The sequence below is a fragment of the Candidatus Enterococcus huntleyi genome (genome assembly GCF_009933175.1).
Taxonomy (GTDB): Bacteria; Bacillota; Bacilli; order Lactobacillales; family Enterococcaceae; genus Enterococcus_K; species Enterococcus_K huntleyi.
Window position 1 is genome coordinate 513,752 of sequence record NZ_MAEJ01000001.1, and the last position, 26,141, is coordinate 539,892.

Consider the following 26,141-nt stretch of genomic DNA (forward strand, 5'->3'; position numbering starts at 1 on the left):
AGAAAACGATGCTAACAAAAAAACGCATAGAACAAGAAATAGACTTTGTATACAATAAAATAGTCGATAATTTAGAAGCTTTTGAGACAAAGGTGCCGAAGGCTGTCTCGACTAATTATATCTATCCTGCTGTTGAAAATGCTGATTGGACTGATGGTTTTTGGATAGGGATGCTACATTTAGCGCAGTATTATCAACCAGATCCTCGGATTCAAGCAGTGATTACTAAACAATTAGCTGTTTTTAAGAAACGTTTAGATGAGGAGATTGTCCTTAACCATCATGACATTGGCTTTCTCTATAGTTTGTCAGCTATTGCCGATTACAGAGAAAATAAGACAGCTTCTTCTAGAGACATGGCTTTGAGAGCAGCAGATGTGTTGATGCGACGCTATAATGAAACGGCGAAAGTACTACAAGCATGGGGGGATCTATCCGATAAAGAGCAACAAGGGCGGATGATTATTGATTGCAACATGAATTTACCGCTACTCTATTTTGCGTCAAATGAAACAGGCAATCTCATCTATCGAACTGCCGCAGAAAACCATGTGAAATTGGCTCAAAAATATTTAATTCGAGAAGACTATTCAACTTTCCATACATTTTATATGGATATTGAAACAGGTGAACCACGGTATGGTGCAACAGCTCAAGGCTTTTCTGACGATTCTTGCTGGTCTAGAGGGCAAGCTTGGGGAATATATGGCTTTCCGATTAGTTACACACATACTGGTGATGTTAGCTTGCTTGAATCTGCAAGTCACTTAGCTGATTATTATTTGAGCCACTTACCTGCAGATAAGGTAGCATACTGGGACCTCATTTTTACAGAAGGATCAACTGAAGAAAGAGATACGTCAGCTTCAGCGATTACAGTCTGCGGACTATTGGAATTAGCCAAACATTTACCGTTAACGGATGAACGAAAAAAGAGATACGAAGAAGCTGCCATGGAGATTATGGAGAATCTCTTTAATTACACAACTAAAGACTACCCAGAATCCAATGGATTATTGGTTCAAGGTGTCTATTCAAAACCGGGTGGTACGGGGATTAATGAGTGTACGACATGGGGCGATTATTTCTACTTTGAAGCTTTAATACGATTGTATAAGAGTTGGGCCACATACTGGTAGGAGGAAGAAGATGAAACTTCATTATTTAGGAACCGCAGCAGCTGAAAGAGTGCCTGGAATATTTTGTAATTGTCGCGTTTGCAATATTGCGCGGGAAACTGGTGGTAGGGAGCTGCGTACTCAGACGCAAACATTGGTCGATGATGGCGATTTATTAATTGATTTTCCTGGGGACAGCTATTTGCATCTGCGTGAGTATCAACTTAACTTTAATGACATTGAGCATTTATTAATCACGCACTGGCACAGCGATCATCTTTATGCAGAAGATTTGGCTTTTCGAATGGAAGCTTATGGCAATAATTTGGAGAAAAAACTAACTGTGTATGGGAGCAAAGTGGTACATGAATTTTTTAATCGGGCCTTTGAGCTTGAAGGAATGACGGATCCAGCTCGCATAGAATTTAAAGAATTGCTTCCTTTTGAAAAATATACGATTGGTCAGTATACTGTCCATACGCTGCCAGCAGTTCATGGCAGAAAAGAGGGCGACTGTTTAATTTATTTGATAGAAAGAGATGGGAAGCGTTTGTTCTATACGCACGATACGGGATTTCCTACAGATGAAGTCTTGGACTATTTAGAAGAAAACCACTTAACGCTTGATGCGATTTCGCTTGATTGTACGGGGCAAGGCTTAGATTATGTAGGTGGGATTCATATGAATGTAGGAGAAAACTTGCGCTTGATCGAAGAATTGAAGAAACGAGCTTTATGTGAGGAAAAGACAATAAATATTGTCAGTCATTTTTCCCACAACGGTGGTTTGACTTACAAAGAAATGAAAGAACTAGCAGATAAGCACGAATTGATAACGGCTTATGATGGCATGGTGATTGATATTTAAAAGAAAAAATCTGTGAGAATTTATGCGTTAGTTTGACAAATGTGTTGACGAGAAAAATCTAAAATATCAAGTTAGCCCCTCGACATTATCTACTGAATTGTTGAGGGGCTATTTATCGATAGAGGTGTACAAGTAATACAAGCAGCATTTCAATCAAGGTAAATCCCGCGATGATTATTCGGTAGCTAACTGATCACTAAACTCTTTCAATTCGGCCTTCGTTTTTTCTGTACTCGTTATACCGATACTATGTAATTTGTTCATCATTTCTTTACCGATATTGCGCATTTCGCTTAGTTCCACATTGTGACCTCCTGTGATAAATCAATTTGATTATAATTGGACGGTAGCGTCAATTTCTGCCATGTATAATTCATTGATTAGGCCAGCGACTACGACTAAGGTCATTGCTGGTTTTGTATCTGCTAAGAATGCAGAAACTTTTTTCCTTACAGCAGCTAAATATGCAGTATCTGTGATGAAAATATTCATTTTTACAATATTAGCAGTTTTTGCCTGATTGCTCACGATGATATCCTCAATTTTATTTAAAACAATATCAAGTTGAGCTTCGATATTATTAGGAATAATAGTCTCTTGCTCTGGGGTCTGTCCTGAAATGAGAAGGAGTGGACCCTCAGCGACAACGCTGGGTGAATACATAACCATAATAAACCACCTTTCAATAGTAATAAATCTTATTTTTTATGAGTCTCCAACAAGTATATCATAGATAAATGACAGGTATTGAAGTGCTTTCTCGTCTCAAATTTCTTTTTTGCAATAGTTTTCCGTTGTGCCTTTTTCTTGATTCATTGTACACTAAGAAGGAGAGCGTTTAGAGGAGTGAAGGTATGGAATTGAGAGTGTTGCGCTATTTTTGGACAGTTGCACAAGAGAAGAATATTTCGAGGGCAGCTAAAATTCTACATATTACCCAGCCAACTTTGAGTAGACAGATCAAAGGGCTGGAGGATGAATTGGGGACAATTTTATTTAATCGAGAGAGTCAAGAATTGACCTTGACCGAGGATGGTTTGTTTTTGCAAGAGCGAGCGGGTGAAATTCTTTTGCTGAGTGAGCAGACGCAACGGTCATTTCAGGAGAAAAAGGATCAATTATTGAATGGGCATTTTTCGATTGGTTGTGTGGAGGCGGACAACTCGGATACGTTGGCGATGATGCTGGAGGAATTGGTGAGTGATTACCCGCAGGTGAGCTTCAACATTGTTTCGACCACGAGTGAGGAGATTGTGACGAAGCTGGACAAGGGATTGCTGGATTTGGCGTTACTGCTGGAGCCGGTCCAAATGAAGGAATATGAAACGCTAGTCTTGCCTAGGGAAGAGCGTTGGGGATTACTAGTGTCGCCGGATTCTTTTCTTGCCCAGAAAAAACGGATTGAACCGCAAGATTTGAAGGGGATTCCTTTATTGAGTTCTTCTCGTAACGAAATTCAGACGATGATTGCTGAGTGGATGGGTGTTTCGTGGGAGTCACTGAATATTGTGGGGACCTACAATCTGATTTTTAATGTTTTTTCATTAGTTGAAAATCGAGTAGGTTCAGCTTTAACGATTGAAGGGGCAACTACTAATCGTGATGTGAGCCGAACAGCTTTTATTCCGTTGTATCCGGAATTGAAGACGAGAGGAATGCTCGTCTGGAAGAAGAATCGAATTCACACGCCCGTGACGAAAGAATTAATCAAACGGTTCCGTTATGCTTTTGAAGCATAGAAGGCCGTATACGTAAGCATTAGACGTTGGAGTGGAATAGCTGTACGATTGACTTGTAGGTAAATCGTATGGCTATTTTTTTATTGTCAACGAAGCTTTTGGCTGAGCAAGAGGCAATAGATTATCTGAAAGGGGGCTTTTTTTGACAGCTATTATTTATTTTTCCAGAAGTGGTGAAAATTTGATTTATGGTGAGAAAAAAATTCTGACAGCTGGGAATACAGCAATAGTGGCACAAAAAATTGCTACTCATTTGAAAGTACCGCTGTATGAGGTTGAACCCGTGAATGGCTATCCGAAATCTTATGAGGAAACCATCGCTAGAGCGAAAGAAGAACAAGAGACGCGACAGTTTCCTGATTATCAGCCCTTTCCAATATCTCTAGAAAATTATTCTAATCTATTTGTGGGGTTTCCCAATTGGTGGGGTAGTTTTCCTAGAGTGATTGCGAGTGTTTTAACTAGTCAGGCATTGGCAGGGAAAGTGATTTATCCATTTTGCACCCATGAAGGTAGCGGGATGGGCGATAGCGTAGAAGAGTTGCGAAAGTTGTGTTCAGAGTCTTTGATTATGGAAGGATTACCGATTCGTGGATCGCGGGCAGAGAAATCTGATGTCGCGATTGACCACTGGTTGAAGAATTATTATAGGCACGAAAGGTACAGTGACTGCGATAATTTGAAGCATTAATAACTAGTAATAAAAAGAGGAAGAGGAGCGAGAAATAATGGCAAAGTATGAAGAAGTAAAAGATGGGGTAATTTTCCCAGTAGGCGAAAAAAATGAAGCTTATGCGCAATATTTTATTGGTCAAAGCTATTTACAAACGTTGATTGCGGATCCCGAGATTAATGTGGGTGTGGGTAATGTGACATTTGAACCAGGTTGTCGAAATAATTGGCATATTCATCACGATGGATTTCAATTATTACTTGTGACAGGTGGCGAAGGCTGGTATCAAGAAGAAGGAAAAGTAGCTCAACATTTAAAAGCTGGCGATGTAATCGTAACGCATGATGGCGTGAAACATTGGCATGGCGCGGCTAAAGATAGCTGGTTCGAACATATCGCTATTACTGCAGGAACACCAGAATGGCTCGAACCTGTTTCTGATGAAGAATATAATCAACTATAAACGAGAATGTGCCAGAAGTGGTTAGCTTATTAAAATATGAGGAAAAAGTATAGGAGGAAGAAATAATGGAAAAACAAACAGCAGGAAGAGATAATTTAGGTGAATTCGCACCACAATTTGCAGCGTTGAATGATGATGTGTTATTTGGTGAAGTCTGGGCTAGAGAGGAACAGCTGTCTGCCCATGATCGTAGCTTGATTACTTGTTCAAGTTTATTAACGCAAGGGGCACCTCAATTAGAAGCGCATATGAATATCGCCAAAAAGAATGGCGTGACCAAAGAAGAAATGGTGGAATTGATTACACATCTAGCATTCTACACAGGCTGGCCTAAAGCCTGGACCGCGTTTAATTTGGCAAAAGAAATCTTTGGGGACTAACTAGTTATTTCAATAATGAGAATTAATAAGAGAAACGTTCAGTGAAAAATTGGCTGGGCGTTTTTTTTGAAACAATAATCTCGTCGTGAATTATACTCACGACGAGATTATTTCTCCATTAAATTCCTTCAGTTAGATAGTACAAAGTGGCAGCCGCCATTGATTTTGCTGCGATGAGTAGGCAGGCTTCATCAATATGAAATTTAGGGTTGTGGTGCGGATAAATAGGCGTACCTTCTTTATGCGCGCCGACAAAGAAAAAGCAGCTTGGGCGTTCTAACGCGTAGTAAGCAAAGTCTTCAGAAGGTGTTTGTGGACCTGAGTCAGAAATGCTTGTGACTTCGGGAATGTTTGCGTTAATCAAGGCTTTTTTGACCATTTCCGTGGTTTTGTCATCATTTAGACAAACTGGATAATCATTGAGATAAGTCAATTCATAGGTAATCCCAAATGCTTCACAAATTCCTTTTAATAATTGTTTGAATTCTTTTTCAACGATAGGACGCAATTCTTCTCTCATAAAACGAACGTCGCCTTCTAATGTGACCATTTCTTTGATGACATTTGCGGAGCCTTTGCCATCAAATGAACCAATCGTGACGGTTGCTGTATCGAAAGGATTGATCCGACGACTGACAATTGTTTGAACAGAAGAGACAAATTGAGCGGCTGCGACAATTGCATCGTTGGCTTCCTGTGGTGTTGAACCGTGACCACCTTTTCCGTGAAGCACGACTTTGAAGGTTGCGCGCCCAGTGTGGACGGGTCCTTTATGGTAATAAACATTGCCGGTATCCATGGTGCTCATGACATGAATCCCAAGGACATGGTCAATTCCTTCAAGACAGCCACCCTCGATCATTGTTTTTGAACCGCCTGGAGGAACTTCTTCGGCTGGTTGGTGGAGTATGCGAACAGTGCCGGTTAATTCATCTTTTAATTCGATCAGTGATTCAGCTAAAATCATCATGTAGGCGGTGTGGCCATCGTGACCGCAAGCATGCATAACTCCAGGATTTTTTGATGCGAAAGGTAAATCTGTTTCTTCTTGAATGGGTAGCGCATCAAAGTCAGCTCGAATAGCTAAATGAGGACCAGGTTTACCACCGATAATGTCGACAGTCAAACCATTACCTCCACCAATTTTGGTTTTGACCAGACAGTCTTTTCCTTTGTAAAACTCTTCAATATAGGCAGAAGTTTGCGTTTCGTGAAATGATAATTCCGGATTTTCATGGAGATGTCGGCGAATCTCGATCATTCTAGCCTCTTTTTCATTTAACTTGGTAAATAATTTCTCTTGTAAAGTATGATGCATCATGCATTCCTCCTTCTTTATTTAATATTCTATGCCTATTTTGATAACTTGCAATACATTAGTTTTCTAAAATGTAGAGATAGTTTTTTTATTTTAATAAGAACGGAAAATATTGTTCATCAAAACAAGTATAGTTTTCTCTGAACATGCTAAAATAAAATGACAGTGACAGACAAGCAACAGATAAGTGGCTAGAAAAATAATATAGAAGAACATCAGCTAGAGGAATCTTGGAAATAAAGCTGTCGAATGTTATTTTTTTCATTTTTACAAACGGCTACTAGTTTGTTATGATTGTTAAGGTAACCTAGTAAATTGAAAAAGTGGGTACGCGCCGTAGAATATGTCTCGGCAAGTGCATTGCTAAGTATAATGACGGAATGGTGATGGGGATTGAAAACAAAGCGCATTCGCTAGTAGTACGTTTAAACCCTCGCATATTAGGTAGGAAAATTTAGCATAAAGTAAGCGCTACATGGCAAAATACGGTCTTTTCTATGGTAAACTAAAGAGGATAAGTAGCGAGAAATATAATAACAAAGATACATAATGAGCATTCTAGTTAAATAAAAATTTTGTTTGTGACTAAATAACGAAGGAGAAGCACATGACAGATAAACAGACGGGACCAGAGGAGCAATATGGGCTAGATAATGAGCGAGAGAGCGTCGAAGATCAGATTAATCAATGGCGTAGTCAATCGGATGTAAAAGAAACGAATGAAGTAACTAGTGGAGTGAGCGTTGAAGAAGCGGAAAATGACGCGAACGATGATGCAGTAGTGAAAGAGCAGAAAGGCGAAGCAACTGTTGAGCAGGCTGAGGCTGAAGCACTAGCTGGCGCGGGCAAAGAATCCGTCGCTCAATCGGAAAATCAAGTGAGTGAACCTACCGAAAAACCAGATGCGACTGACGCGAATGAACAGGGACAAGACAGCGAAATCACCACTGATGCAGTGGACGAATTACTCAAAGATTCGTTAGGAAACGAAGAATTTGTGCGAGAAACAACGGGCATTAATTATCGTTCAGATACCCGAGGTCGACATTGGGAAGAGCCTGATGTTCAGCCGACAGCTGAAGAATTAAATCGACCAATTTATGGAGCGAGTGGCGGTGGCTACGATGACTATGAGAGAAATTATCGCGCCGGGGAAATCCCAGTAGAAATTCGTGGCTGGAACTGGGGGGCGTTTGCCTTTAACATTTTTTGGGGAATTGGGAACAAAACCTATCTACCTTTGCTATGTCTGATTCCGGTATTTAATATTATTTGGATATTCGTTTGTGGGTTTAAAGGAAATGAATGGGCTTGGCAAAGTGGTAATTATCGTTCAGTCGAAGAGTTTAAAAAAGTCCAAAAAAGCTGGAATATTGCCGGGCTTGCACAATTTATTTTGGGTGTAGTAATGGTTTTATTCGCAGCGATTACGATTCCATTATTCATTGGATTTACTTCCGTGTTCTTTGATCGTTTTCAAGCAGAATGGTCAAGTGGCTATAACTATTCAGGTCAGTATTACGATGAGTATTATGATGAATATGGCTATGGTAATATCAAAATTGAAGACATTGGCAAATGGACAAATGAGATTTTTGATAGTATTGAGCTGGCTGAATTGGAATACGATCTTAAAACCGATGAAGATGTCTATAAGAATGGGACGAGCTATGAAGAGCTTGTAAAAGTTGTTGGCGAACCAACCTCTACTTACAATCTTGGTGATAGCATGGAGGCGAGTTGGGATACAACAACTAATGAAGCAGAGCATGGCTATGATGAGTACGGCTATGTTTTAGTGGAGTATGATAAAGCGTCGGGTTTAATTACAACTAAATCGTTCTCAGGTGAGGAATAAGAATTAATAGAAGTAGGCACGCGCATTCGATTGAAATGGCGCGTGTCTTTTTTTCTATTCTCTGAATAAAGCGTAGTGCTTATTCAAAAAAGTTGGGAATAGGACATGATTATCTGTATTTTTGATCTAAAATAGGAATAAAAATAAAACGTCAAGATAGAACGAAAAGCCTAATAAATTGGGATTAATCATGTTTTATTTACACTTAACGAGCGTTAAGTGAGAGAGTTTTTTTCTTTGATGGAAATTATTTGACACGGACCTATTTAAAGACCATAATGATGTACATATTTAGGGGAGTAGCACATAGTTAGCTATGATTTTAGGTCAACAGCAAGTGAAAAATTCACTGGTCTAAAATTTCCATTGCAAGACCTAAGTGTCCGGTTGAAGAGCCGTCGCTTGGGTCTTTTTTTATACAGGAAGAAAGCTTAGACAAGCGGCAGCTAGATCAGTTGTTTTTTTCAAAAGAGAGTGACTAGAAATAGTCCATAAAAACCATCTTACATAGAAAAATATTCGTGTGTAAGGTGATGAGGAGGATAAGGAAAGTGTCAGAGCAAAAGAAACATACAGTAACAAAACTTTCAGCTGCGGGTGTCATGGTAGCGATGGGGGTAGTATATGGGGATATCGGAACTAGCCCACTGTATGTGATGAAGGCAATTGTCGGAGATAACGGGGGAATGAAAAGTCTGAACCCTGATTTCGTGATAGGAGCAGTATCTTTAATTTTTTGGACACTGACGTTGTTAACAACGATCAAATATGTCCTGATTGCGCTCAATGCGGATAACCATGGAGAAGGGGGCATATTTTCTCTTTACACGTTGGTTCGTAAAGGAAGTAAATACCTGATTGTTCCGGCTATGATTGGTGGCGCAGCTTTGTTAGCGGATGGGGTTCTAACGCCTGCGGTGACCGTCACAACGGCGATTGAAGGCTTGCGAGGGATTCCGTTATTTTATGATCAATTTGGTAATGACCAACAAATCATTGTAGTGATTACCTTAGTGATTATTTTGGGGCTCTTCTCTGTGCAACGCTTTGGTACGGAAATAGTTGGTAAAGCTTTTGGACCGATTATGTTTTTGTGGTTCACCTTTTTGGGTGTGATGGGAATTATCAATTTTAGTCAAGATTTATCAGTGATTCGGGCCTTAAATCCTTATTATGCTGTTCAATTATTACTCAGTCCAGATAACAAATTAGGCCTATTCATCTTAGGCAATATCTTTTTGGCAACAACTGGTGCTGAGGCGTTGTATTCTGATTTAGGTCATGTCGGCAAGCAAAATATTCGTATGAGTTGGCCGTATATCAAAGTCTGTCTGGTCTTAAATTATTTCGGTCAAGCGGCGTGGTTGTTAAATGTTTACAAGACGCCAGAAGCGCAAGCCATCGAAAACTTGAATCCGTTCTTTCAAATGATGCCTAAGGGTCTGATGATGGTTGGGGTAGGCTTTGCTACAATTGCTGCGGTAATTGCTTCTCAAGCTTTGATTTCTGGTTCATTTACTCTTGTTTCAGAAGCGATTAAGCTAAAATTATTGCCACGTTTGAAGATTATTTATCCAGGGAATAGCATTGGTCAGATGTACATTCCAGCGGTCAATCTTATTTTATGGTTGGCGTGTTCGTTGATTGTGATTACCTTTAGAACATCGACACATATGGAGGCTGCTTATGGTCTCTCGATTACGGTGACTATGCTGATGACGACTACGCTGTTGTATTTCTATTTGATTCAAAAAGGGACTTCACACTTATTTGCTCATTTGATTACGTTATTCTTTGGTGTCGTAGAAATTATCTTCTTTGTCTCAAGTGTCGTGAAATTTTTCCACGGTGGGTTTGTTGCTGTTGGAATCGCGCTGGTAATTTTGGCGGTTATGACTATTTGGGAACGGGGCAATATTATTCAAGAGAATGCTGCGGATGAAGTTTGTTTCTCAGAGTATATTCCGCAAATTGATTTACTTCGGAAGGATTCTCGGGTTCCAATGTATCAGACAAACGTAGTCTTTATGGTTCCAAATTTGGATAATGATCGAATTGGTAAACAGTTTATGTATTCAATTTTAGATAAACGGCCGAAGCGCGCGATGGTCTATTGGTTTGTCAATGTTGAGGTAACCGATGAACCTTTCACACAAGAATATGAAATCGATATGATGGAGACTGATTTTATTGTACAAGTGAAGTTATTCTTAGGCTTTAGAATTCGCCAAGATGTGAACGTGTATATCCGTCAGGTTATCCATGATTTAATGAAGAGTGGTCGATTAGCCAAACAACCGCAAAGTTATACAATTACACCTGGACGTGAAGTCGGGGATTTCCAATTCATTTTGATTAAAGAAGAATTGTCGAATGTGACGACTCTTAATCGTTGGGATCGTCAAATAATGCAAGCCAAATTAGCGATTAAACGTCACGCAACCAGCCCAGAGAATTGGTTTGGTTTGGAATATAGTGATGTGAAATACGAAACCATCCCATTAATTATTGGGGAAACGAGAAAGACTTGGCTCAAGGAACGCAGCCAATCTTTTAGTGAATCTAACGAGTAATTGTTCTATGTACTAACAGGTAACGGCCTAGTGAAGGGCACCTATTCAGGTGTTCCGCTAGGTCGTTTTTGTCGTGTTAAGTTCTTCCCTGTGTATTAGCTGACAAGTAAGCATCGAAAGTTGCTTGCTTGGACGATTTAGTTGAGTAGAGTAGCTGGATTCGTATTATTTTTTGGGAGGAAAGGGTCTGGCAAGCCTATTATTGTAGAAGGAATGGTTTTCAGTGGGGATTTTGTGAGAAGAACAGTATAATGAGGGGGAAGAAAAAGGAGCGTTAGGCTATGTGGATAAATTTTTTGATACTAATTTTGATGATTGCCATTACGGCATTGTTTGTTGCAAGTGAATTCGCCTTAGTGAAGGTTCGTGCTTCACGATTGGAGCAGCTAAAAAATGAGGGCGTGAAGAATGCGGCGCTGGCGTTACAGGTGACGCATCATTTGGACGCTTACCTTTCGGCGAGTCAATTAGGGATTACTTTAACGGGGTTAATTATTGGTTGGGTCGGTGAGGGCTCAGTTGCGGCAGTTTTGGAACCACTCTTGGGTGGGCTACCGCTTAGTGAAGCAATTGTAAAAACCATCTCAGTGGCTCTAGGCTTCATCATCGTCACTTATGTCGATGTGGTAGTGGGAGAATTATTACCGAAAAGTTATAGTATCGTCTATACTGAAAAAGTCGTATTAGCTATCGTGCGCCCACTGCATTACTTTTATAAAGCGATGTTCCCATTTATCTGGCTCTTGAATCATTCAGCCGCTGGGTTAGGTAAGCTTTTAGGGGTCAAATTAGCAACAGAAGGCGAAGAGACCTTGAGCCAAGAAGAATTGACCCTTGTGGCTATGAATTCATACCAAAAGGGTGAGCTTACTAAAGAGGAGTACTATTATTTAGAAAATGTTTTTGAGTTTGATGATACTTTAGCCAAAGATATCCAAATTGATCGAACCTCGATGGCTGTTTTTGAAGCCACAGATACGGTGCAAGAAGCAATCAAAGCCTCGTTAGAGCAAGGACACACGCGATATCCAGTGGTTAAAGGATCGAAGGATCTAGTGTTAGGTTATGTCACGTTACCTAATTTGATTCGACAGTCCTATATAAATGATCAATTAATCGTGGGTGATTTAGTGGAAGATGTCATCGTAATTGCTGAGAATATGCCGATTAAGACCGTTCTCACGCTAATGCGTAAAGAGCGCAAACACTTGGCGATTGTCAAGGATGAGTACGGCGGGACCAGTGGCTTAGTGACCATCGAAGATATTCTTGAAGAATTAGTGGGGGATATTCGGGATGAAACGGATGTCGATCGTTCCCTGATTGTCAAAGAAACGGATGGCAGCTATATCGTTTCTGGTAAGATAACTTTGGATGACTTCCAACGCTATTTTCACCAGTCGCTAGCGGAATTCGAAGCCACTCAATTTACGACATTGGCTGGCTACATGCTTGATGTTGACCACACGCTCACTTCTGGAAGTCAATTGACAGTCGGGCCATTTGATTTTACTGTGTTAGATTATGAGCCTGCGCACATTAATTTTTTCAAAGTTAAAATTAAAGAGGATGCTCCTACGCAAAAGTGAGACTGGTATACAATCAGGCCGGTAAATTATTTGTTAAATAGAAAAGTTAGACAGAAAAACTTGATTAGAGCATTAATAAAAAAAGAACTAAAAAAATCCCCCTAGAGCGTTCGCAAGAGAAGCGAATGAGGACGCTCTAAGAGGGATTTTTTCGGTTTTTATACATCTGTTTCTTTGGGTGCACGCTTTTCTTTTTTGGGAAAGTGTTGTTCAAATGCTTCTAAATCTGCTGCTGTTACTGAAAATTCTGGTGCAAAAGAATAGGTTCCCAGATGACTAGAGCAGTAGCCAGGAATGATTTCATAGGCTAAAAAATAAGGAGCTTCCTCATCCAGCGGTAGCCCAGCAAGAGTCAGGCCGAAGCTTTTAGCTGGTTTGAAGCCAGAAGCTTGATAATAGTCAGGACTACCAGTAATCAGAATCGCTTTAAAACCTAAACGACGAGCTTCTTCGATAGTCAATTGAATGAGCTTGCGCCCAATACCTTTCTTTTGATGAGCCGGATGAACACTGAGTGGGCCAAAAGCAATCACGTCTTCCGATAACTTGTCGTCTCTATAGAGCTTAGTATAAGCAATATGCGCAATAATTTGCGAATCTTCACGAGCCAAATAGCTTAGCTCCTCAATAAAAGCAGGGGATTTTCTTAATTGATGGAGAATCAAATGTTCACTACAGCCAGGTTGATACACATTCCAAAAAGCTTCACGCGTAAGCGTTTCGACTGCAAAATAGTCCTGAGAAGTTTCTAGCTGGAAGTTCATATAGGCTCCTTTGCTAGCTGTTTTTGTATTTCTTGTTCTTTTTCTAATTTTTTTAATGACTTGATGGCTTTATTATAAGAATAGAGGAGTACAACCACTGAGCCAACCCAAGCAAGCGGTGAAGCAGCAGCCGCACCGGCATAGCCAATCAGCTGTGTCAAAAAGATCGCGGCAAGTGAGCGCATGATTAATTCCATAATACCAGCAATTGTTGGTATTTTACTCTGTCCCAATCCTTGTAATGTATAGCGTAAAATAAACAGAATCGCTAATATCCAATACATCGAGCCGTTAACATTGAAATAAATTTGAGAAAGTTCAAAGACTTTGACTTCACTCGTACTGACAAATAAGCGGACAAGATAATGGCCTAGCGTAATGACAATCACGCCAGCTGCCAGACTGAAGCCACAGCTCATGATCAAACATTGCTTGACCCCTTTCAGAATGCGACCATATTCTTTTGCACCGTAGTTTTGTGCAGTAAAGGTCGCCATTGTCACACCAAATGACATCATCGGCTGCGTAGCAAATTGATCGATTCGACCGGCAGCAGCCTGAGCAGCAACGACATCTGTACCCAAACTATTTAAAGCAGATTGTAAAATAATCGCGCCAATTGCGATGATGGAAGCTTGAAAAGCCATCGGTAAAGCGACATTTAAATGAGTCCGGAGTTCCTTTTTATCCCAGACAAAATCTTTTCGATGAATCTGCAAAATAGGAATCTTCTTCTTAATGTAAACCAAGCACAACAGGCTTGCGATTACTTGGGCAATCACTGTTGCATAGCCAGCACCAGCAACTCCTAATCCAAAATAAATGATAAACACTAAATCCAAAATAACATTGACGATAACAGCAATCACTAAAAAGAATAGCGGCGTACGACTATCGCCCAGTGCTCGAATGACGTTGGATAACAAATTAAAACTCATAGCCGCAAAAATCCCTGCTAAGATAACCGAGATAAATGATTGGGCTTGATCAATAATTTCCGGTGGCGTCTGCATCAAAAGTAGCATTGGACGCACAAAGAGTAAACTTAAAATCGTTAAGATAGCCGTCACAATCAGACTCAGCATCACACTCGTCGCAAAACTGCGTTTGACGCCACGATAATCTTGGGCACCAAACCGTTGGGCAGTAATAATCGATAGTCCAGAGGTAAGACCTTGGGCAAAGCCGATAATCAGAAAGGTTAAGCTTCCCGTTGAACCTACAGCAGCCAGCGCATTTTTCCCTAATGTTTGACCAACAATAATCATGTCGACCATGTTATAAAATTGTTGGAAAATATTTCCAATTAATAATGGAATGGTAAAAATAAAAATCAATTTGGCAGGATTTCCTTTTGTTAATTCGCGCATTGTTGACACCCTCATCTCACTTTAAACTAAAATAATCAGTACTATACTAGCACAGGAGGGCCAAGTTTACTATCGTTTTCAATCGCTTTCAGCAAGCTAACGAAAGATTTCAGCAAATTAAAAGCGTTGAACAATAGTTATTTATTCGAGGAATGCTCCGACGAGTGGAAATAGAACAAAAAAACAACGAATCCTCTAGTAAGCCCTCTGTTTGGACAGAGTTTTCAAAAGAGTCTTCCTTGTTTTAATGGGTTGTTTCGTTTGCGACTATTCAAGCAGGATCTCATCGTCTGATTTCACTAGGCAATAAGATCGTTTCTCTCGTGCCGTCATCGTAGACAAATAATTGTGATGGGAATGAGCTAGAGTAGCTAAATGGCAAGTCAATCGCCATCTCGACATCAGAATTTTCTTGGGTAAAATGCATGGTTACGCGCCCGTTATTGTTGACCACATCCACCGTTAGTATATTGGTTAATGGAAGCACGCCTTTTAGATTCAAATCAATATTTATCCAGACACAATCAATTAATTCGCCAGGTAAACTAGAGACGACGCCCACTGAGGCAAATCGACTACGATTACTATCAAATTGTTCAAACATCTATATCCCTCCTCGGATGAAGCAATCAATTACTTACTATTAGTATAAAACAAAATGGAAAAGAAACCCAAAATTTCGGCTCGATGGGTGAAAATAACCTCGCTAAATAAAAACAGCCCCAGCACACAGTCAGACTGTCTGCCGGGACCTAATTAGAATAATAGGGGAAACTGGCTTAATCTACACGATTAAACTTTAGTTTTCAAAATTATTCTTCTTTTTCACCAATCACTTTAGGTTCGCTTGGTGCACTCGCTTCGTCTTCTTCGACTTCCGCTTTTGGTTCAGTGATAGAGACGATTTGTTCTTCTGGATCGGCAACGATTGTATAGTTGTCATCCTTAGGTAAATCAGCGATCGTGATAGAATCGCCAATCCCTAACTTAGTAATATCGACTTCGATATTTTCTGGAAGTTTATCTGGTGTTGCAGAAACAAGCACATTATGCAATGTTTGGTTAAGTACACCGCCGCTTTTCACGCCAGCTGCCTCACCAACTAAGATGATTTCTGCTTCTAGTTCAGTAACTTCCTTCATATCGACAGATAAAAATTCTAAATGTGTCAATTTTTTTGTAAAGGTATCGATTTGATATTTTACTAATAATGTATTGACTTTCTTGCCTGCGACATCTAATGAGAATACCGCGTTGGCCCCATTATCACGCAATAATTTTGTTAATGTTTTGTCATCAACGCTGACTGGGGTACTTTCGATTTGGTAGCCATAGACTACTGCAGGGATTTTACCCTCGTGACGTAACTTGTTTCTTAACGAACGGGGACGAACTTCTCTTTTACTAACTTCCAATGATACTGACATAACCTAAAACTCCTCCTTAAAAATTGACTGTCCTTGGTATGAGACAGATTTTATTTAAGTGAACTTGTTTTTTGGCTATTCTCTTGCACATTGAACGGTGCGAAAAAACGCGAAAAGGACACTTGTCCACACAAATGTCCTAAAAAGTTTGAATCAACTTTTCTCCACCAGGTCATTACGCTGTGTATGAGAAACCATATTCACTTTACTCTTCTAGCCTAAGCCCATTTCGGAGGGAAGTCAAGGATTAACCCTTTTGACTGGAATTAGCAGGGGTTATCGCTGCTTTTTAAGAAGAATGGAGTAGAAAGTCGTGCTTTGGCTATGGTTTCAAACTAAAAAGAATTGAGCGACAAACGTGTCAGTCTACGTTTGAACAAACCTTTATTAGACTTTTTGAAATTTATTTTGACGCCATTTTTTTGTAAAAGTAATCATATCAAGTGTCTGTAACTCTTTAAAATAGTCGTGCTGCTCGTCCAAAATCTTAAATAATTCAGCACAGGTTTGTGCCTCATTTTTTTCAATAGATAACAAGTTATAGTGCTTATCTTTTAGGTAAATACCTAACCAAAACCCATGAGTTGAGGATACGCCAAAGCTTGGCCCAACACATAAGTAATCCAAGTCGGTATAGAAATAGGAAGTCATGGCTTGTTCCTCCAGAAATAGCGGAATCGTCAAGACAAGGAGACGTTGGTTAGTCGCAATTATTAGGAGGCTGGCGTCGTGATTAAATAACTCCCAATAGTTTTTGACTAGCGAACTATGGAAAGTTTTCGGGGTAGAAAAAATCATTGTTTGCTGTTTATCTAGGCTCCACCAATAGACTTTTTCTGTGTGCGCTAGTTGTTCATATACGCGGCTAATGATTGACTGATAGACGAATGCCTCGTGCTCGTTGGTTATTTCTAAAGGGGCGAGTGCCTGAGTTACTTTTTCTGAAAGTACTTCGGCTTTGTAGGCTGCAATCAATTGTTCTTTCTTGTCCTTCATATCAAATAATTCATCCAATGATTGTTGATAAAATAGTGCAAGTTGCTGTAAACAGTCTAAATCTGGTTGGCTATTTCCAAGCTCCCACTTAGAAATAGTTTGCCGTGATAGATGTAGTTTTTTGGCGATATCTGCTTGGGATAATCCGTGCTGTTCGCGCAGCTGTTTTAGCTTGACACCCATGGTTAACATAACGCGTAGCCTCCTTTTATCAGGTACTCTAACCGTAGCTTTATTTCAGTAAAAAGTAAATGATTTCTGGCGCATCAATTCGTTGCGTAGCAAATTTATGTGCAGATGAGTGCTATTCAAAGAGTAAATAGCAGGCCGTTGTTGGATGATTAATTGATTCGACAGCTACTTTTGTAAAAAAAGGCTGAACTTTACCTAGGTAATTTACCCGATAAGGCTATCTAGTCTTGTATTTTCTATGTGCTTTTCGCTATACTGTGTTATGAATGAAGAGAGGATACTTTTATGCGTTTAGATAAATTAATTGAAAAAGAGCTTCTGACGAGTCGTAAGGAAATGAAGCGTTACTTTGCTCGGAAGTTGGTTCGCGTGGATGGTCAAGTCGAGATGAATGCGAGTCGCAATGTCGATAGCCAATTACATACGATTCAGGTGGATACGGATATTCTGAGGACGAATCATGTCTATCTTTTGTTGAACAAACCAGTCGGTGCGGTGACAGCGGTCACGGATGGAAACTATCCGACGGTTACTCAGCTTGTTGCTTCGGTGGATCAAAGAGAATTTTTATATCCAGTCGGGCGTTTAGATCGAGATACGGAAGGGCTTCTGTTACTAACTGATAATGGGCAGCTTGGGTATGAGCTTCTTTTGCCTGATAAAAAAGTTGAAAAGACTTATGAGGTGTGGGTCAATGGCAGACTTGACGCTGATGATGTGCGTGCCTTTGAAGAAGGTATTCTTTTTATTGGTGGAGAAATTTGTAAGTCAGCAAAATTGGTTATTCTTAAGAGCTCTGATACAATGAGTCATTGTTACCTGACGATTCAAGAGGGGAAATTTCACCAAGTGAAAAAGATGTTTCTTGCGAGAAATGTCAAAGTTCTTCGTTTGAGACGAATCACAATGGGGCCCCTACAGTTAGATGAGCAATTACCAAGTGGTGCTTATCGACCGCTGAATCATGAAGAATTACTGCAATTAAAGCCCTATTTTAAATGAGTCGTCAAAATAAGCGTAACAAATAGATAAGCGATAAAAAAAGAGAGAAATGTACAAAAAATAGATTAGCTCTAAGATGGAAGAGGCGGAAATAGAATGAATTATTCAACTTTATTGTTTGATGTCGACGATACATTACTTGATTTTCAGCTGACAGAAGAAAAGGCTTTGACGGCCTTGTTTAAGCAGCAGGGGATTGAATTGACAGCTGATTTGAAAGCTAGTTATAAGGCATTGAATCATCAGCTTTGGCGAGAATTTGAAGAGGGCAAAAGGACGCGTGATCAAGTAATTTATGAACGTTTTTCGCTGTTTTTCCAACAATTTGGACAAGCAGTCGATGGCGTAGCGTTAGAACAAGATTATCGAGAATATTTGAATCAAGGACATGATTTACTGGGCAATAGTCGAGAAATAATCGCTGACCTAGCGGAAAAAGCAGATTTATATATTGTCACAAATGGTGTGTCTAAGACGCAATACCAACGGTTAGCTGATTCGAAAATGACTGGCTATTTTAAAGATATATTTGTCTCTGAAGATACGGGCTATCAAAAACCGATGAAGGAATATTTTGACTATGTATTTGCACGAATTGAGCAGTTTGATCCAAGTAAAACAGTCATCATCGGGGACTCACTAACTTCTGATATAAAAGGTGGACAGCTGTCAGGGATTGACCAAATTTGGTTGCAGCCAGAAGGTGTCAAAGAAGATCCATTGATTCAGCCAACCTTTAAAATTCAGAAATTGGAAGAAATCTATTCGATTCTCGAAAAATAATTCGAGTAAAAAAGGTCCGCAGATGGGCAGCCAGGTTGGCATCTATCTGTGGACCTTTCGTGAATCGAATGGTGAATCGAAAAAAGCGCAAATAAGGTTCGGAATAAAGAAGCAAAAAAATGAGAATACAGGAATAAAAAATAGAATGAGCTGAAAAGAGTCAGTGAAAACGATAAAAATAGCCGATTTTATCAGAAAGCATAGAAAAATTTCTTTTTTCCGTTATAATAGTTTCTAGTGTGTTTGTAACTGTAAACCATAATGAAAGAGGTTTTTACGTAATGGCAAAAAGTAAACCAATTGTAATCGGTGTGACAGGTGGATCTGGTAGTGGAAAAACGAGCGTCAGCCGGGCAATTTTCAATCATTTTCCTGATCATTCAATTATGATGTTAGAGCATGATTCTTATTATAAAGATCAAAGCCATTTGAATTTTGAAGAACGTTTAACAACCAACTATGACCACCCGTTTGCTTTTGATACAGACCTTTTAATCGAACATTTAGGCAAATTATTAAATTATGAAACGATTGAAAAGCCGGTCTATGATTATGTGGCTCATACACGTAGCCAAGCAACGATTATCCAAGAGCCAAAAGAAGTTATTATTTTGGAAGGTATTTTGATTCTGGAAGATGAACGTCTTCGTGATTTAATGGATATCAAATTGTATGTGGATACGGATGATGATATCCGAATTATTCGCCGAATTAAACGAGATATGGAAGAACGTGGACGGACATTGGACTCAATTATCCAACAATATTTGTCAGTTGTGAAACCCATGTATCATCAATTCATTGAACCAACAAAACGCTATGCCGATGTGATTGTCCCAGAAGGCGGCGAGAACCATGTGGCGATAGACCTCATCACGACGAAGGTGGCAACGTACCTGAATTAGCAATTTAAATCTAGAAATTTATATCTAGCAATTTGTTTATTTTTATTTGTTTTTGAACTTATGTATCAGTTTTTGCTGATTACGTAGGTTCTTTTTTTGTTTTATAAGGGCGAGGCGACTGGATAAAAACAACGGATGTTTTCTTTTTGTATAGAATATTTTGGTTAAAAGTATAGACATATCATAATTATATATATATAATGTGAAAGTGTAGAAACAAAGAACATCATTGTCATGAGAAAAATTGGGGGATAGATTGAATGAAACTTGAATTTCCAAAAGGTTTTTGGTGGGGAGCTGCTACATCGGGGCCGCAATCAGAGGGTAGATTTAACAAGGAGCATGCCAATGTTTTTGATTATTGGTATGACATTGAGCCAGAAGCATTTTATAACCAAGTCGGGCCGAATGTGGCTTCAAACTTTTATAATAGCTACAAGGAAGATATTCGTTTAATGAAAGAGGTTGGCTTAAATTCAGTGCGCACATCGATTCAGTGGACGCGTTTGATGGACGATTTAGAAGCTGGCACTATCAATGAACAGAATGTGCAATTTTATAATGACGTGATTGATGAATTTATTGCTAACGGGATTCGTCCGGTGATTAATTTACATCATTTTGATTTGCCTGTTGAACTGTATCATAAATATGGTGGTTGGGAATCAAAACACGTGGTGGAATTATTTGTGAAATTTGCTGAGAAATGTTTTGAATTATTCAGCGACCGCGTGACGGATTGGTTCACATTTAATGAGCCGATGGTGGTTGTTGAAGGAGAGTATCTGCATCAGTTCCATTATCCTAATCTTGTAGATGGTAAGAAAGCGGTTCAAGTTGCGTATAATATTCAATTGGCTTCTTCGAAAGCGATTGCTTCTTTTAGAAAAATCAATCAAAATCCAGAGGGTAAAATTGGCATTATTTTAAATTTAACGCCGGCTTATCCAGCTTCTAATGCGGAAGGTGATTTGAAAGCTTCAAAATTTGCCGACTTGTGGTTGAACCAACTATATATGAATGCTTCAGCGTTAGGTGAATTTCCTGCTGAGTTAGTTGCTGTATTGGAAAAAGATCAAGTGCTTTGGTCAGCGACAGAAGAAGAATTAACGATTATTCGTGAAAATACGATTGATTATTTGGGAGTGAACTTCTATCATCCACATCGCGTGAAAGCACCGGATGTGTCTGCAGATAGTTTAGCAGTCGATTGGTTGCCAGAGAAATATTTTGATGAATATGAAATGCCAGGTAGACGAATGAATGTCGATAAAGGCTGGGAAATTTATCCGAAAGCAGTCTATGATATTGCCATAAATATTCGTGATAATTACAACAATATCGAGTGGTTTATTTCTGAAAATGGGATGGGTGTTTCGCGTGAGGAACGTTATTTGAATGAACAGGGCATGATTGAAGATGATTATCGTATCCAGTTCATTGAAGAGCATCTGTACTGGTTGCATCAAGGAATTGAGGAAGGTTCGAATTGTTTCGGTTATCATCTATGGACGCCGATTGATTGTTGGTCATGGAAAAATGCTTACCGCAATCGCTACGGGTTCATTTCGACAGATATTCGTACGCAAAAGAAAACCATTAAAAAGTCAGGGCACTGGTTTAAAGAAGTGGCAGCGACAGATACATTAGACATGACGACTGAAGTCCGCTAAAAAATAGCAAAAGGACCAGAATTATCCAGAGTTCTAAGAATGAGGAGGCGGATTATGGAGCAGGAACAAGAAACGTTGCAAGCGATTATGGGACTAATCATTCATGCGGGAAATGCTAAAAGTGAAGCAATGGAGGCTATCCAGGCAGCTAAGACAGGAGACTTTTTCTTAGCAGATTCCAAAGTGAAGCTGGCAGAAGAAGCCTTGGTCGAGGCGCATCATGCACAGACCGGATTATTGACGAAAGAAGCCCAAGGGGAAACGATGCAAGTGACATTATTGACGGTGCACAGCCAAGACCACTTAATGACTGCTATCGCATTTACCGATTTGACGAAAGAAATAATTGATTTGTACAAACACGTAGATAACAAGAAGTAGAGTGGCATGACAAAAAGCTAAGCAACAGGAAGTCTGGTTGCTAATTTGGGGAGCGAAGGTTATGAAAAAGTATGTTCACATTTTTAATGATATGAAGAATAAAATTATAGATGGGACATATGTTTCAAACCAAAAGCTCCCTTCTGAGAAGCAACTGAGCGAACATTATCAGGTGAGTAAAATGACCATGAAGCAGGCGCTGGATAATTTAGTGGATGATGGCTTGATTATTAAGAAACGGGGATCAGGGACATTTGTTAAGGATTTGTCAGCGGATGAACTGGTGCGCATGTCTTTGACTAATCAGTTTCGGGGAAAGACGGCTGAATATCCTCAGGAAAAAGTGACGAGTAAAATTCTAGCTTTTTCGGTGATTAATCCAAGTCCTCTGATTCAGCAAAAATTGAATATTTCAGCGGAGGATTTCGTCTATTTTTTACACCGAGTTAGAAAGATCAATGATCAGCCTTTTGTTATCGAAGAAACGCATATGCCTGTGTCGCTCATACGAGATCTCAAACGGAGTCATGTGGAGCAATCTATCTATGAGTATATAGAAACAGAGTTACAATATAAGATTCAGAGCGTGCACAGAAAAATCACGGTGAGACAGTCCACGGCAGCAGAAGTTAGCGAACTGGATATGACTGAAGGTGATCCTGTTGGGATTGTCGAACAAGTGGGCTACTTATCTAATGGCGCGGCTTTCGAATATTCAATCTCTACGCACCGCTATGATCGTTTTAAGTCTGAGATGATTCTGAAACGCGAATCTGTTTGAAAGCGCTGAATAAACAGCTGATGGGTCAGTAACATAGGTGGGATTATCACGAGCGATAAATAGCCGGTGGGTACCAACTATTGAGCTAGTGAAACTTGCGTGAGGACAATTAAGCGAACAACTAAAATTTTGGATAAATGATGGAAGGCCGCAGGTTCGCCTGTTGCATTCCATCTTATCAAATAAATGCACTAATTTTTAAACTACTATGATGAGGTGAAGAAAGTGAACGGATTTATGGACAAGTTAAGTGAAAAAATCATGCCTCTAGCGAATTGGCTAGGACAGAACAAGTATTTGATGGTTTTGAGAGATGCCTTTATGCTCTCATTCCCGTTGACAATGTTTGGATCAATTATTGTGGTTATTACGAATTTACCGTTTTTCAGTGATGATACGAAGGCTGTCTTGAACAACCTTTTAGGCAATGGTCAAAATGCTACCATGAGTATTATGACGGTTTTCGTGACATTTGGGATTGGCTATTATTTATCGAGAACGTATGATGTTGATGGTATTTTTGGAGGGGCAGTTGCGTTTGCGAGCTTCTTGATTTTAACGCCGTTTTTCATTGAAACAGAAGCTGGCGATGTCTCAGGTGTCTTAAGCTTAGAACGTCTAGGCGCAAAAGGGATGTTTATCGGTATGATCGCAGCCTTTATTGCAACTGAAATTTATTGTCGTGTAACTAAACGCGGCTGGCAAATTAAAATGCCTGATGGTGTGCCGCCAGCAGTCTCAAAATCATTTGCAGCAATGATTCCAGCAATCATTACTTTAAGCTGTTTCTTAGTTGTGAACGTAGTTATGACGGGGATTTTCGAAACGAATTTACATGATGTTGTGTATGAAGTCATTCAAAAACCATTGACTGGTTTGGGTAGTAGCTTACCAGCGACATTAATCGCTTTATTCTTTGTTCAGTTCTTGTGGTTCTTCGGTTTACACGGACAAATTATCGTGAACTCTGTAATGGATCCAATCTGGAATACTTTGATGTTAGATAACTTAGAAGCCTATAAAGCAGGTAAAGAGTTACCACATATCATCACAAAACCATTTATGGAAACATTTACGGTTGGTTTAGGTGGTTCAGGGATGACCTTGGCTGCCGTCTTAATCTTAGCGTTCTTCATGAAGAAAAAACAATACAAAGATATCGGTCGTCTTGCTTTAGGACCAGCCATCTTTAACGTAAATGAGCCTGTCATCTTTGGTTTCCCAATCGTATTAAACGTGACGATTCTGATTCCTTGGGTCTTAGGTCCACTGATCGTAACAACAATTAACTATTTATTAATGGCTTCTGGATTATTCCCAGCGCCAACAGGTGTTTCTGTCCCTTGGACAATTCCGATTATTGCTAGCGGAATTTTAGCGACAAACTCATGGCTCGGTGGTTTATTACAAGTGATTGACTTCGCGATATTATTTGTTTTATGGTTGCCATTCCTAAAAGTGTTGGATCGCTCGAAAGATGTAGCTGCTTAAAAAAGATTGAAAGTTTGATAGTGTAAGAGTCTTCTATAAGAGTCCTCGATTTTTTTCGAAATCGTGGGCTCTTTTTGACGCTTAAACCATGATTAGTGCAAGCGAGCACTATTTTATTCAGATAGCTTGCCGAAATTTTGTTCAACTGGTAGGCTAGATAATAATTATAAATAAATCTAGTGAATTGACTAATTATGGATGAGCTACGCGATTTATTTCCTAGAAAAGGTCGTTTGTGAAAAGGAGCGAATAAAATGAAACTGACAAAACAGGCAATCAACACGCAAGAAGAGGTGGCAGAGCTATACGAAACAATCAAGGTCATTTGGCCGGAAGTCTTCACGCCAATTATTGGGGCAGAACAAGTGGCGTACATGCTACGAACCTATCAATCACCAGAAAATATCGCCGCTGAGATAGAATCAGGTGCGCGATACTTTTTACTAAAAGTACAAGGCCAGCCAGTTGGTTATACAGCTTATGAAGTTCGCGATGAGGATATTTATTTGAGTAAAATCTATTTGAGCCAGACTGTCCGTGGGAAAGGCTATTCTTCAGAAGTCTTCGACTGGTACGAAGAAGTTGCCAGAGAACATGGAAAACACTATGTGCGTTTGCGAGTTAATCAAGGCAATACACGAGCGATTGAAGTCTATGAGCATCGTGGATTTATTAATAAAGGTGTGCTGATTTCTCCAATTGGCGAAGGCTTCGAGATGACAGATTTTGTTTTCGAGAAAGAAGTCTAAGGATAATAAAAATCGTCAATAAATAACAAAAGCTAGTAGAACAAGAAAATTTGTAAAAAAAGAATCGTCAATCAGCCACAGAAATGAGATAAATTGGCGTACACTACAGGTAGAGGAGGGAATAAAAATGACAGTAATTAAAAGAGAACAACCACTTGTGTTAACTGGAAAAGCAGCAGCAGATTTTTTGGCGTATAAACGTAAGAATGAGCAGCGTGCGAAGGCTCGTCATGATGAATATGTGAAAAAATACCCTCGTAGCTCCTCGGAAACTACTATAGTGACTGACGAAAGCTGATTTCTTTCGAAAAGAGGACAGCGAACGTTAAAGAACAAATTAGAGACAGCAAACAATCCCGTGAACATTTGAAGAATTGGTCAATGGTCACGGAATTTTTGAATAATTTGGAGGGAGAGCGATGGAATTAATCGAAGGCTTAGCTAAATTAAAATCTCTCGTCAATACCAGTCTGGCATATGTGCGAGACGTGTATGACGAGGAGCGTCTAGTCGAGATGCAAGCTGTCTTGCGAGAATTGACGGAGACCTATGCAACAAATTTGACAGAGAAAGAGATCGAGCGCTATTTTTCCTCTGATGTTGGTTATGTGACACCGAAAGTTGATGTACGGGCGGTTGTTTTCAATCCTGCGGGGGATCTTTTACTTGTGCAAGAGAAAAGTGATGGCACCTGGGCCTTACCTGGTGGTTGGGCAGATATCGGTTATTCACCTGGTGAAATTGCTCAAAAAGAAACGATGGAAGAGGCAGGGATTTCTGTGACTCCTAAGCACTTAATTAAAGTTATAGATAAAGCCAAACATGACTATCCTGAGAGTCTCGAATATGTCTATAAATTTTTTATTTATTGTGAAGCTGATTCGTTCGAGATTGCGACCGGCGTAGAAACGAGTGCTGTGGCTTTCTATGCACGAGAAGAATTGACGAAGACATTTAATCTTTCTATTGAGAGGAACACTTTTGAAGATATCGCAGATGTCTTTGATTATTTTGATAATCGTCAAGAAATGACGAAGTTTGACTGAGA

At 39.6% G+C, this 26,141-nt stretch carries 27 protein-coding genes and 1 pseudogene; 19 read left to right on the plus strand and 9 right to left on the minus strand.

Translation table 11 applies throughout. The features are described 5' to 3' along the window. The first annotated feature begins 8 nt into the window (after positions 1-8). Together BAU15_RS02135 and BAU15_RS02140 are read left to right on the plus strand one after the other, a co-directional pair. A complete protein-coding gene (locus BAU15_RS02135; RefSeq protein ID WP_161841094.1) occupies positions 9-1,139 on the plus strand; it encodes a glycoside hydrolase family 88 protein in 1,131 nt (376 codons plus the stop codon). A 10-nt stretch (positions 1,140-1,149) separates the two neighbouring features. Next, a complete protein-coding gene (locus BAU15_RS02140) occupies positions 1,150-1,986 on the plus strand; it encodes an MBL fold metallo-hydrolase (RefSeq protein ID WP_161841095.1) in 837 nt (278 codons plus the stop codon). Positions 1,987-2,098: 112 nt separating this feature from the next. On the opposite strand, the gene BAU15_RS15910 is transcribed toward BAU15_RS02140, so the two are convergent. The 3 genes from BAU15_RS15910 to BAU15_RS02150 are packed head-to-tail and all read right to left on the minus strand — an operon-like array spanning position 2,099 to position 2,655. Further along, positions 2,099-2,164 carry a prepilin-type N-terminal cleavage/methylation domain-containing protein gene (locus BAU15_RS15910; protein ID WP_161841288.1) on the minus strand — a complete coding sequence of 22 codons (66 nt, stop codon included), beginning with the start codon at positions 2,162-2,164 and terminating at the stop codon, positions 2,099-2,101. Continuing rightward, complete coding sequence (locus BAU15_RS15830) at positions 2,161-2,289, minus strand: hypothetical protein (protein WP_272927903.1); 129 nt, start codon at positions 2,287-2,289, stop codon at positions 2,161-2,163. Before BAU15_RS15830 ends, BAU15_RS15910 begins: the two co-directional genes overlap by 4 nt. A 30-nt stretch (positions 2,290-2,319) precedes the next feature. Then, complete coding sequence (locus BAU15_RS02150; protein ID WP_161841096.1) at positions 2,320-2,655, minus strand: RidA family protein; 336 nt, start codon at positions 2,653-2,655, stop codon at positions 2,320-2,322. Between the two features lie 185 nt (positions 2,656-2,840). On the opposite strand from BAU15_RS02150, the gene BAU15_RS02155 reads away from it, so the two are divergent. From BAU15_RS02155 to BAU15_RS02170, 4 genes are all read left to right on the plus strand, one after another. Further along, positions 2,841-3,725: a LysR family transcriptional regulator gene (locus tag BAU15_RS02155; protein WP_161841097.1), complete on the plus strand. Its 885-nt coding sequence runs from the start codon at positions 2,841-2,843 to the stop codon at positions 3,723-3,725. Positions 3,726-3,867: 142 nt separating this feature from the next. Further along, positions 3,868-4,416 carry a flavodoxin gene (locus BAU15_RS02160; protein WP_161841098.1) on the plus strand — a complete coding sequence of 183 codons (549 nt, stop codon included), beginning with the start codon at positions 3,868-3,870 and terminating at the stop codon, positions 4,414-4,416. A 37-nt stretch (positions 4,417-4,453) separates the two neighbouring features. Then, positions 4,454-4,861, plus strand: a complete 408-nt coding sequence (locus BAU15_RS02165; protein ID WP_161841099.1) for a cupin domain-containing protein — start codon at positions 4,454-4,456, stop codon at positions 4,859-4,861. A 65-nt stretch (positions 4,862-4,926) separates the two neighbouring features. Further along, positions 4,927-5,241: a carboxymuconolactone decarboxylase family protein gene (locus BAU15_RS02170; RefSeq protein ID WP_161841100.1), complete on the plus strand. Its 315-nt coding sequence runs from the start codon at positions 4,927-4,929 to the stop codon at positions 5,239-5,241. A gap of 118 nt (positions 5,242-5,359) precedes the next feature. On the opposite strand, the gene BAU15_RS02175 is transcribed toward BAU15_RS02170, so the two are convergent. Beyond that, positions 5,360-6,562: a M20 family metallopeptidase gene (locus BAU15_RS02175; protein ID WP_161841101.1), complete on the minus strand. Its 1,203-nt coding sequence runs from the start codon at positions 6,560-6,562 to the stop codon at positions 5,360-5,362. A gap of 1,153 nt (positions 6,563-7,715) precedes the next feature. On the opposite strand from BAU15_RS02175, the pseudogene BAU15_RS02180 reads away from it, so the two are divergent. The 3 genes and pseudogenes from BAU15_RS02180 to BAU15_RS02190 all read left to right on the plus strand — a co-directional run. Beyond that, positions 7,716-8,003 (plus strand): annotated as a pseudogene (locus BAU15_RS02180) (ribonuclease G); the annotation flags it as partial. A gap of 947 nt (positions 8,004-8,950) precedes the next feature. After that, a complete protein-coding gene (locus BAU15_RS02185) occupies positions 8,951-10,990 on the plus strand; it encodes a KUP/HAK/KT family potassium transporter (protein ID WP_161841102.1) in 2,040 nt (679 codons plus the stop codon). Between the two features lie 281 nt (positions 10,991-11,271). Beyond that, positions 11,272-12,579 (plus strand): hemolysin family protein, encoded by a 1,308-nt coding sequence (locus BAU15_RS02190; protein ID WP_161841103.1) that lies wholly within the window; start codon positions 11,272-11,274, stop codon positions 12,577-12,579. A 158-nt stretch (positions 12,580-12,737) separates the two neighbouring features. On the opposite strand, the gene BAU15_RS02195 is transcribed toward BAU15_RS02190, so the two are convergent. The 5 genes from BAU15_RS02195 to BAU15_RS02215 all read right to left on the minus strand — a co-directional run bounded on the left by BAU15_RS02195 (position 12,738) and on the right by BAU15_RS02215 (position 17,328). Next, the gene (locus BAU15_RS02195; RefSeq protein WP_161841104.1) at positions 12,738-13,343 is read right to left on the minus strand and encodes a GNAT family N-acetyltransferase; all 606 of its coding nucleotides are present in this window, start codon (positions 13,341-13,343) and stop codon (positions 12,738-12,740) included. Further along, positions 13,340-14,713 carry an MATE family efflux transporter gene (locus BAU15_RS02200; RefSeq protein WP_161841105.1) on the minus strand — a complete coding sequence of 458 codons (1,374 nt, stop codon included), beginning with the start codon at positions 14,711-14,713 and terminating at the stop codon, positions 13,340-13,342. Before BAU15_RS02200 ends, BAU15_RS02195 begins: the two co-directional genes overlap by 4 nt. Positions 14,714-14,996: 283 nt before the next feature. Further along, positions 14,997-15,317, minus strand: coding sequence for a DUF960 domain-containing protein (locus BAU15_RS02205; RefSeq protein ID WP_161841106.1), 321 nt, complete (start codon positions 15,315-15,317; stop codon positions 14,997-14,999). Positions 15,318-15,525: 208 nt separating this feature from the next. After that, positions 15,526-16,140: a 50S ribosomal protein L25/general stress protein Ctc gene (locus tag BAU15_RS02210; RefSeq protein ID WP_161841107.1), complete on the minus strand. Its 615-nt coding sequence runs from the start codon at positions 16,138-16,140 to the stop codon at positions 15,526-15,528. Between the two features lie 387 nt (positions 16,141-16,527). Continuing rightward, positions 16,528-17,328 carry a helix-turn-helix transcriptional regulator gene (locus tag BAU15_RS02215; protein WP_161841108.1) on the minus strand — a complete coding sequence of 267 codons (801 nt, stop codon included), beginning with the start codon at positions 17,326-17,328 and terminating at the stop codon, positions 16,528-16,530. A gap of 285 nt (positions 17,329-17,613) precedes the next feature. Here BAU15_RS02215 and BAU15_RS02220 point away from each other — a divergent pair, with 285 nt between their 5' ends. The 10 genes from BAU15_RS02220 (at position 17,614) to BAU15_RS02265 (ending at position 26,139) form a co-directional block, all read left to right on the plus strand. Then, positions 17,614-18,330, plus strand: a complete 717-nt coding sequence (locus BAU15_RS02220; RefSeq protein WP_161841109.1) for a 16S rRNA pseudouridine(516) synthase — start codon at positions 17,614-17,616, stop codon at positions 18,328-18,330. A 96-nt stretch (positions 18,331-18,426) separates the two neighbouring features. Beyond that, entirely contained in the window at positions 18,427-19,113 is a 687-nt protein-coding gene (locus BAU15_RS02225) for a YjjG family noncanonical pyrimidine nucleotidase (protein ID WP_161841110.1), read from the plus strand. 281 nt (positions 19,114-19,394) lie between these two features. Then, positions 19,395-20,018, plus strand: a complete 624-nt coding sequence (gene udk, locus BAU15_RS02230; protein ID WP_161841111.1) for a uridine kinase — start codon at positions 19,395-19,397, stop codon at positions 20,016-20,018. 260 nt (positions 20,019-20,278) lie between these two features. Further along, positions 20,279-21,691: a glycoside hydrolase family 1 protein gene (locus tag BAU15_RS02235; protein ID WP_161841112.1), complete on the plus strand. Its 1,413-nt coding sequence runs from the start codon at positions 20,279-20,281 to the stop codon at positions 21,689-21,691. Between the two features lie 54 nt (positions 21,692-21,745). Next, complete coding sequence (locus tag BAU15_RS02240) at positions 21,746-22,072, plus strand: PTS lactose/cellobiose transporter subunit IIA (RefSeq protein WP_161841113.1); 327 nt, start codon at positions 21,746-21,748, stop codon at positions 22,070-22,072. A 61-nt stretch (positions 22,073-22,133) separates the two neighbouring features. Continuing rightward, a complete protein-coding gene (locus BAU15_RS02245) occupies positions 22,134-22,853 on the plus strand; it encodes a GntR family transcriptional regulator (RefSeq protein WP_161841114.1) in 720 nt (239 codons plus the stop codon). Positions 22,854-23,078: 225 nt separating this feature from the next. After that, positions 23,079-24,344, plus strand: coding sequence for a PTS cellobiose transporter subunit IIC (celB, locus tag BAU15_RS02250; RefSeq protein ID WP_161841289.1), 1,266 nt, complete (start codon positions 23,079-23,081; stop codon positions 24,342-24,344). A gap of 254 nt (positions 24,345-24,598) precedes the next feature. After that, on the plus strand, positions 24,599-25,093 hold the full coding sequence (locus BAU15_RS02255; protein WP_161841115.1) for a GNAT family N-acetyltransferase: 495 nt from the start codon (positions 24,599-24,601) through the stop codon (positions 25,091-25,093). A 127-nt stretch (positions 25,094-25,220) separates the two neighbouring features. Next, positions 25,221-25,391, plus strand: a complete 171-nt coding sequence (locus BAU15_RS02260) for a hypothetical protein (RefSeq protein WP_161841116.1) — start codon at positions 25,221-25,223, stop codon at positions 25,389-25,391. A 121-nt stretch (positions 25,392-25,512) separates the two neighbouring features. After that, positions 25,513-26,139: an NUDIX domain-containing protein gene (locus BAU15_RS02265; RefSeq protein ID WP_161841117.1), complete on the plus strand. Its 627-nt coding sequence runs from the start codon at positions 25,513-25,515 to the stop codon at positions 26,137-26,139. Positions 26,140-26,141: the final 2 nt, after the last annotated feature.

What these genes read in the sequence shown, in the direction of transcription:
- BAU15_RS02135 (WP_161841094.1), top strand. Translation starts at nt 9, where the DNA reads ATGCTAACAAAAAAACGCATAGAACAAGAAATAGACTTTGTATACAAT.
- BAU15_RS02140 (WP_161841095.1), top strand. Translation starts at nt 1,150, where the DNA reads ATGAAACTTCATTATTTAGGAACCGCAGCAGCTGAAAGAGTGCCTGGA.
- BAU15_RS02150 (WP_161841096.1), bottom strand. Translation starts at nt 2,655, where the DNA reads ATGGTTATGTATTCACCCAGCGTTGTCGCTGAGGGTCCACTCCTTCTC.
- BAU15_RS02155 (WP_161841097.1), top strand. Translation starts at nt 2,841, where the DNA reads ATGGAATTGAGAGTGTTGCGCTATTTTTGGACAGTTGCACAAGAGAAG.
- BAU15_RS02165 (WP_161841099.1), top strand. Translation starts at nt 4,454, where the DNA reads ATGGCAAAGTATGAAGAAGTAAAAGATGGGGTAATTTTCCCAGTAGGC.
- BAU15_RS02170 (WP_161841100.1), top strand. Translation starts at nt 4,927, where the DNA reads ATGGAAAAACAAACAGCAGGAAGAGATAATTTAGGTGAATTCGCACCA.
- BAU15_RS02175 (WP_161841101.1), bottom strand. Translation starts at nt 6,562, where the DNA reads ATGATGCATCATACTTTACAAGAGAAATTATTTACCAAGTTAAATGAA.
- BAU15_RS02185 (WP_161841102.1), top strand. Translation starts at nt 8,951, where the DNA reads ATGAGGAGGATAAGGAAAGTGTCAGAGCAAAAGAAACATACAGTAACA.
- BAU15_RS02190 (WP_161841103.1), top strand. Translation starts at nt 11,272, where the DNA reads ATGTGGATAAATTTTTTGATACTAATTTTGATGATTGCCATTACGGCA.
- BAU15_RS02195 (WP_161841104.1), bottom strand. Translation starts at nt 13,343, where the DNA reads ATGAACTTCCAGCTAGAAACTTCTCAGGACTATTTTGCAGTCGAAACG.
- BAU15_RS02200 (WP_161841105.1), bottom strand. Translation starts at nt 14,713, where the DNA reads ATGCGCGAATTAACAAAAGGAAATCCTGCCAAATTGATTTTTATTTTT.
- BAU15_RS02205 (WP_161841106.1), bottom strand. Translation starts at nt 15,317, where the DNA reads ATGTTTGAACAATTTGATAGTAATCGTAGTCGATTTGCCTCAGTGGGC.
- BAU15_RS02210 (WP_161841107.1), bottom strand. Translation starts at nt 16,140, where the DNA reads ATGTCAGTATCATTGGAAGTTAGTAAAAGAGAAGTTCGTCCCCGTTCG.
- BAU15_RS02215 (WP_161841108.1), bottom strand. Translation starts at nt 17,328, where the DNA reads ATGTTAACCATGGGTGTCAAGCTAAAACAGCTGCGCGAACAGCACGGA.
- BAU15_RS02220 (WP_161841109.1), top strand. Translation starts at nt 17,614, where the DNA reads ATGCGTTTAGATAAATTAATTGAAAAAGAGCTTCTGACGAGTCGTAAG.
- BAU15_RS02225 (WP_161841110.1), top strand. Translation starts at nt 18,427, where the DNA reads ATGAATTATTCAACTTTATTGTTTGATGTCGACGATACATTACTTGAT.
- udk (WP_161841111.1), top strand. Translation starts at nt 19,395, where the DNA reads ATGGCAAAAAGTAAACCAATTGTAATCGGTGTGACAGGTGGATCTGGT.
- BAU15_RS02235 (WP_161841112.1), top strand. Translation starts at nt 20,279, where the DNA reads ATGAAACTTGAATTTCCAAAAGGTTTTTGGTGGGGAGCTGCTACATCG.
- BAU15_RS02240 (WP_161841113.1), top strand. Translation starts at nt 21,746, where the DNA reads ATGGAGCAGGAACAAGAAACGTTGCAAGCGATTATGGGACTAATCATT.
- BAU15_RS02245 (WP_161841114.1), top strand. Translation starts at nt 22,134, where the DNA reads ATGAAAAAGTATGTTCACATTTTTAATGATATGAAGAATAAAATTATA.
- BAU15_RS02255 (WP_161841115.1), top strand. Translation starts at nt 24,599, where the DNA reads ATGAAACTGACAAAACAGGCAATCAACACGCAAGAAGAGGTGGCAGAG.
- BAU15_RS02260 (WP_161841116.1), top strand. Translation starts at nt 25,221, where the DNA reads ATGACAGTAATTAAAAGAGAACAACCACTTGTGTTAACTGGAAAAGCA.
- BAU15_RS02265 (WP_161841117.1), top strand. Translation starts at nt 25,513, where the DNA reads ATGGAATTAATCGAAGGCTTAGCTAAATTAAAATCTCTCGTCAATACC.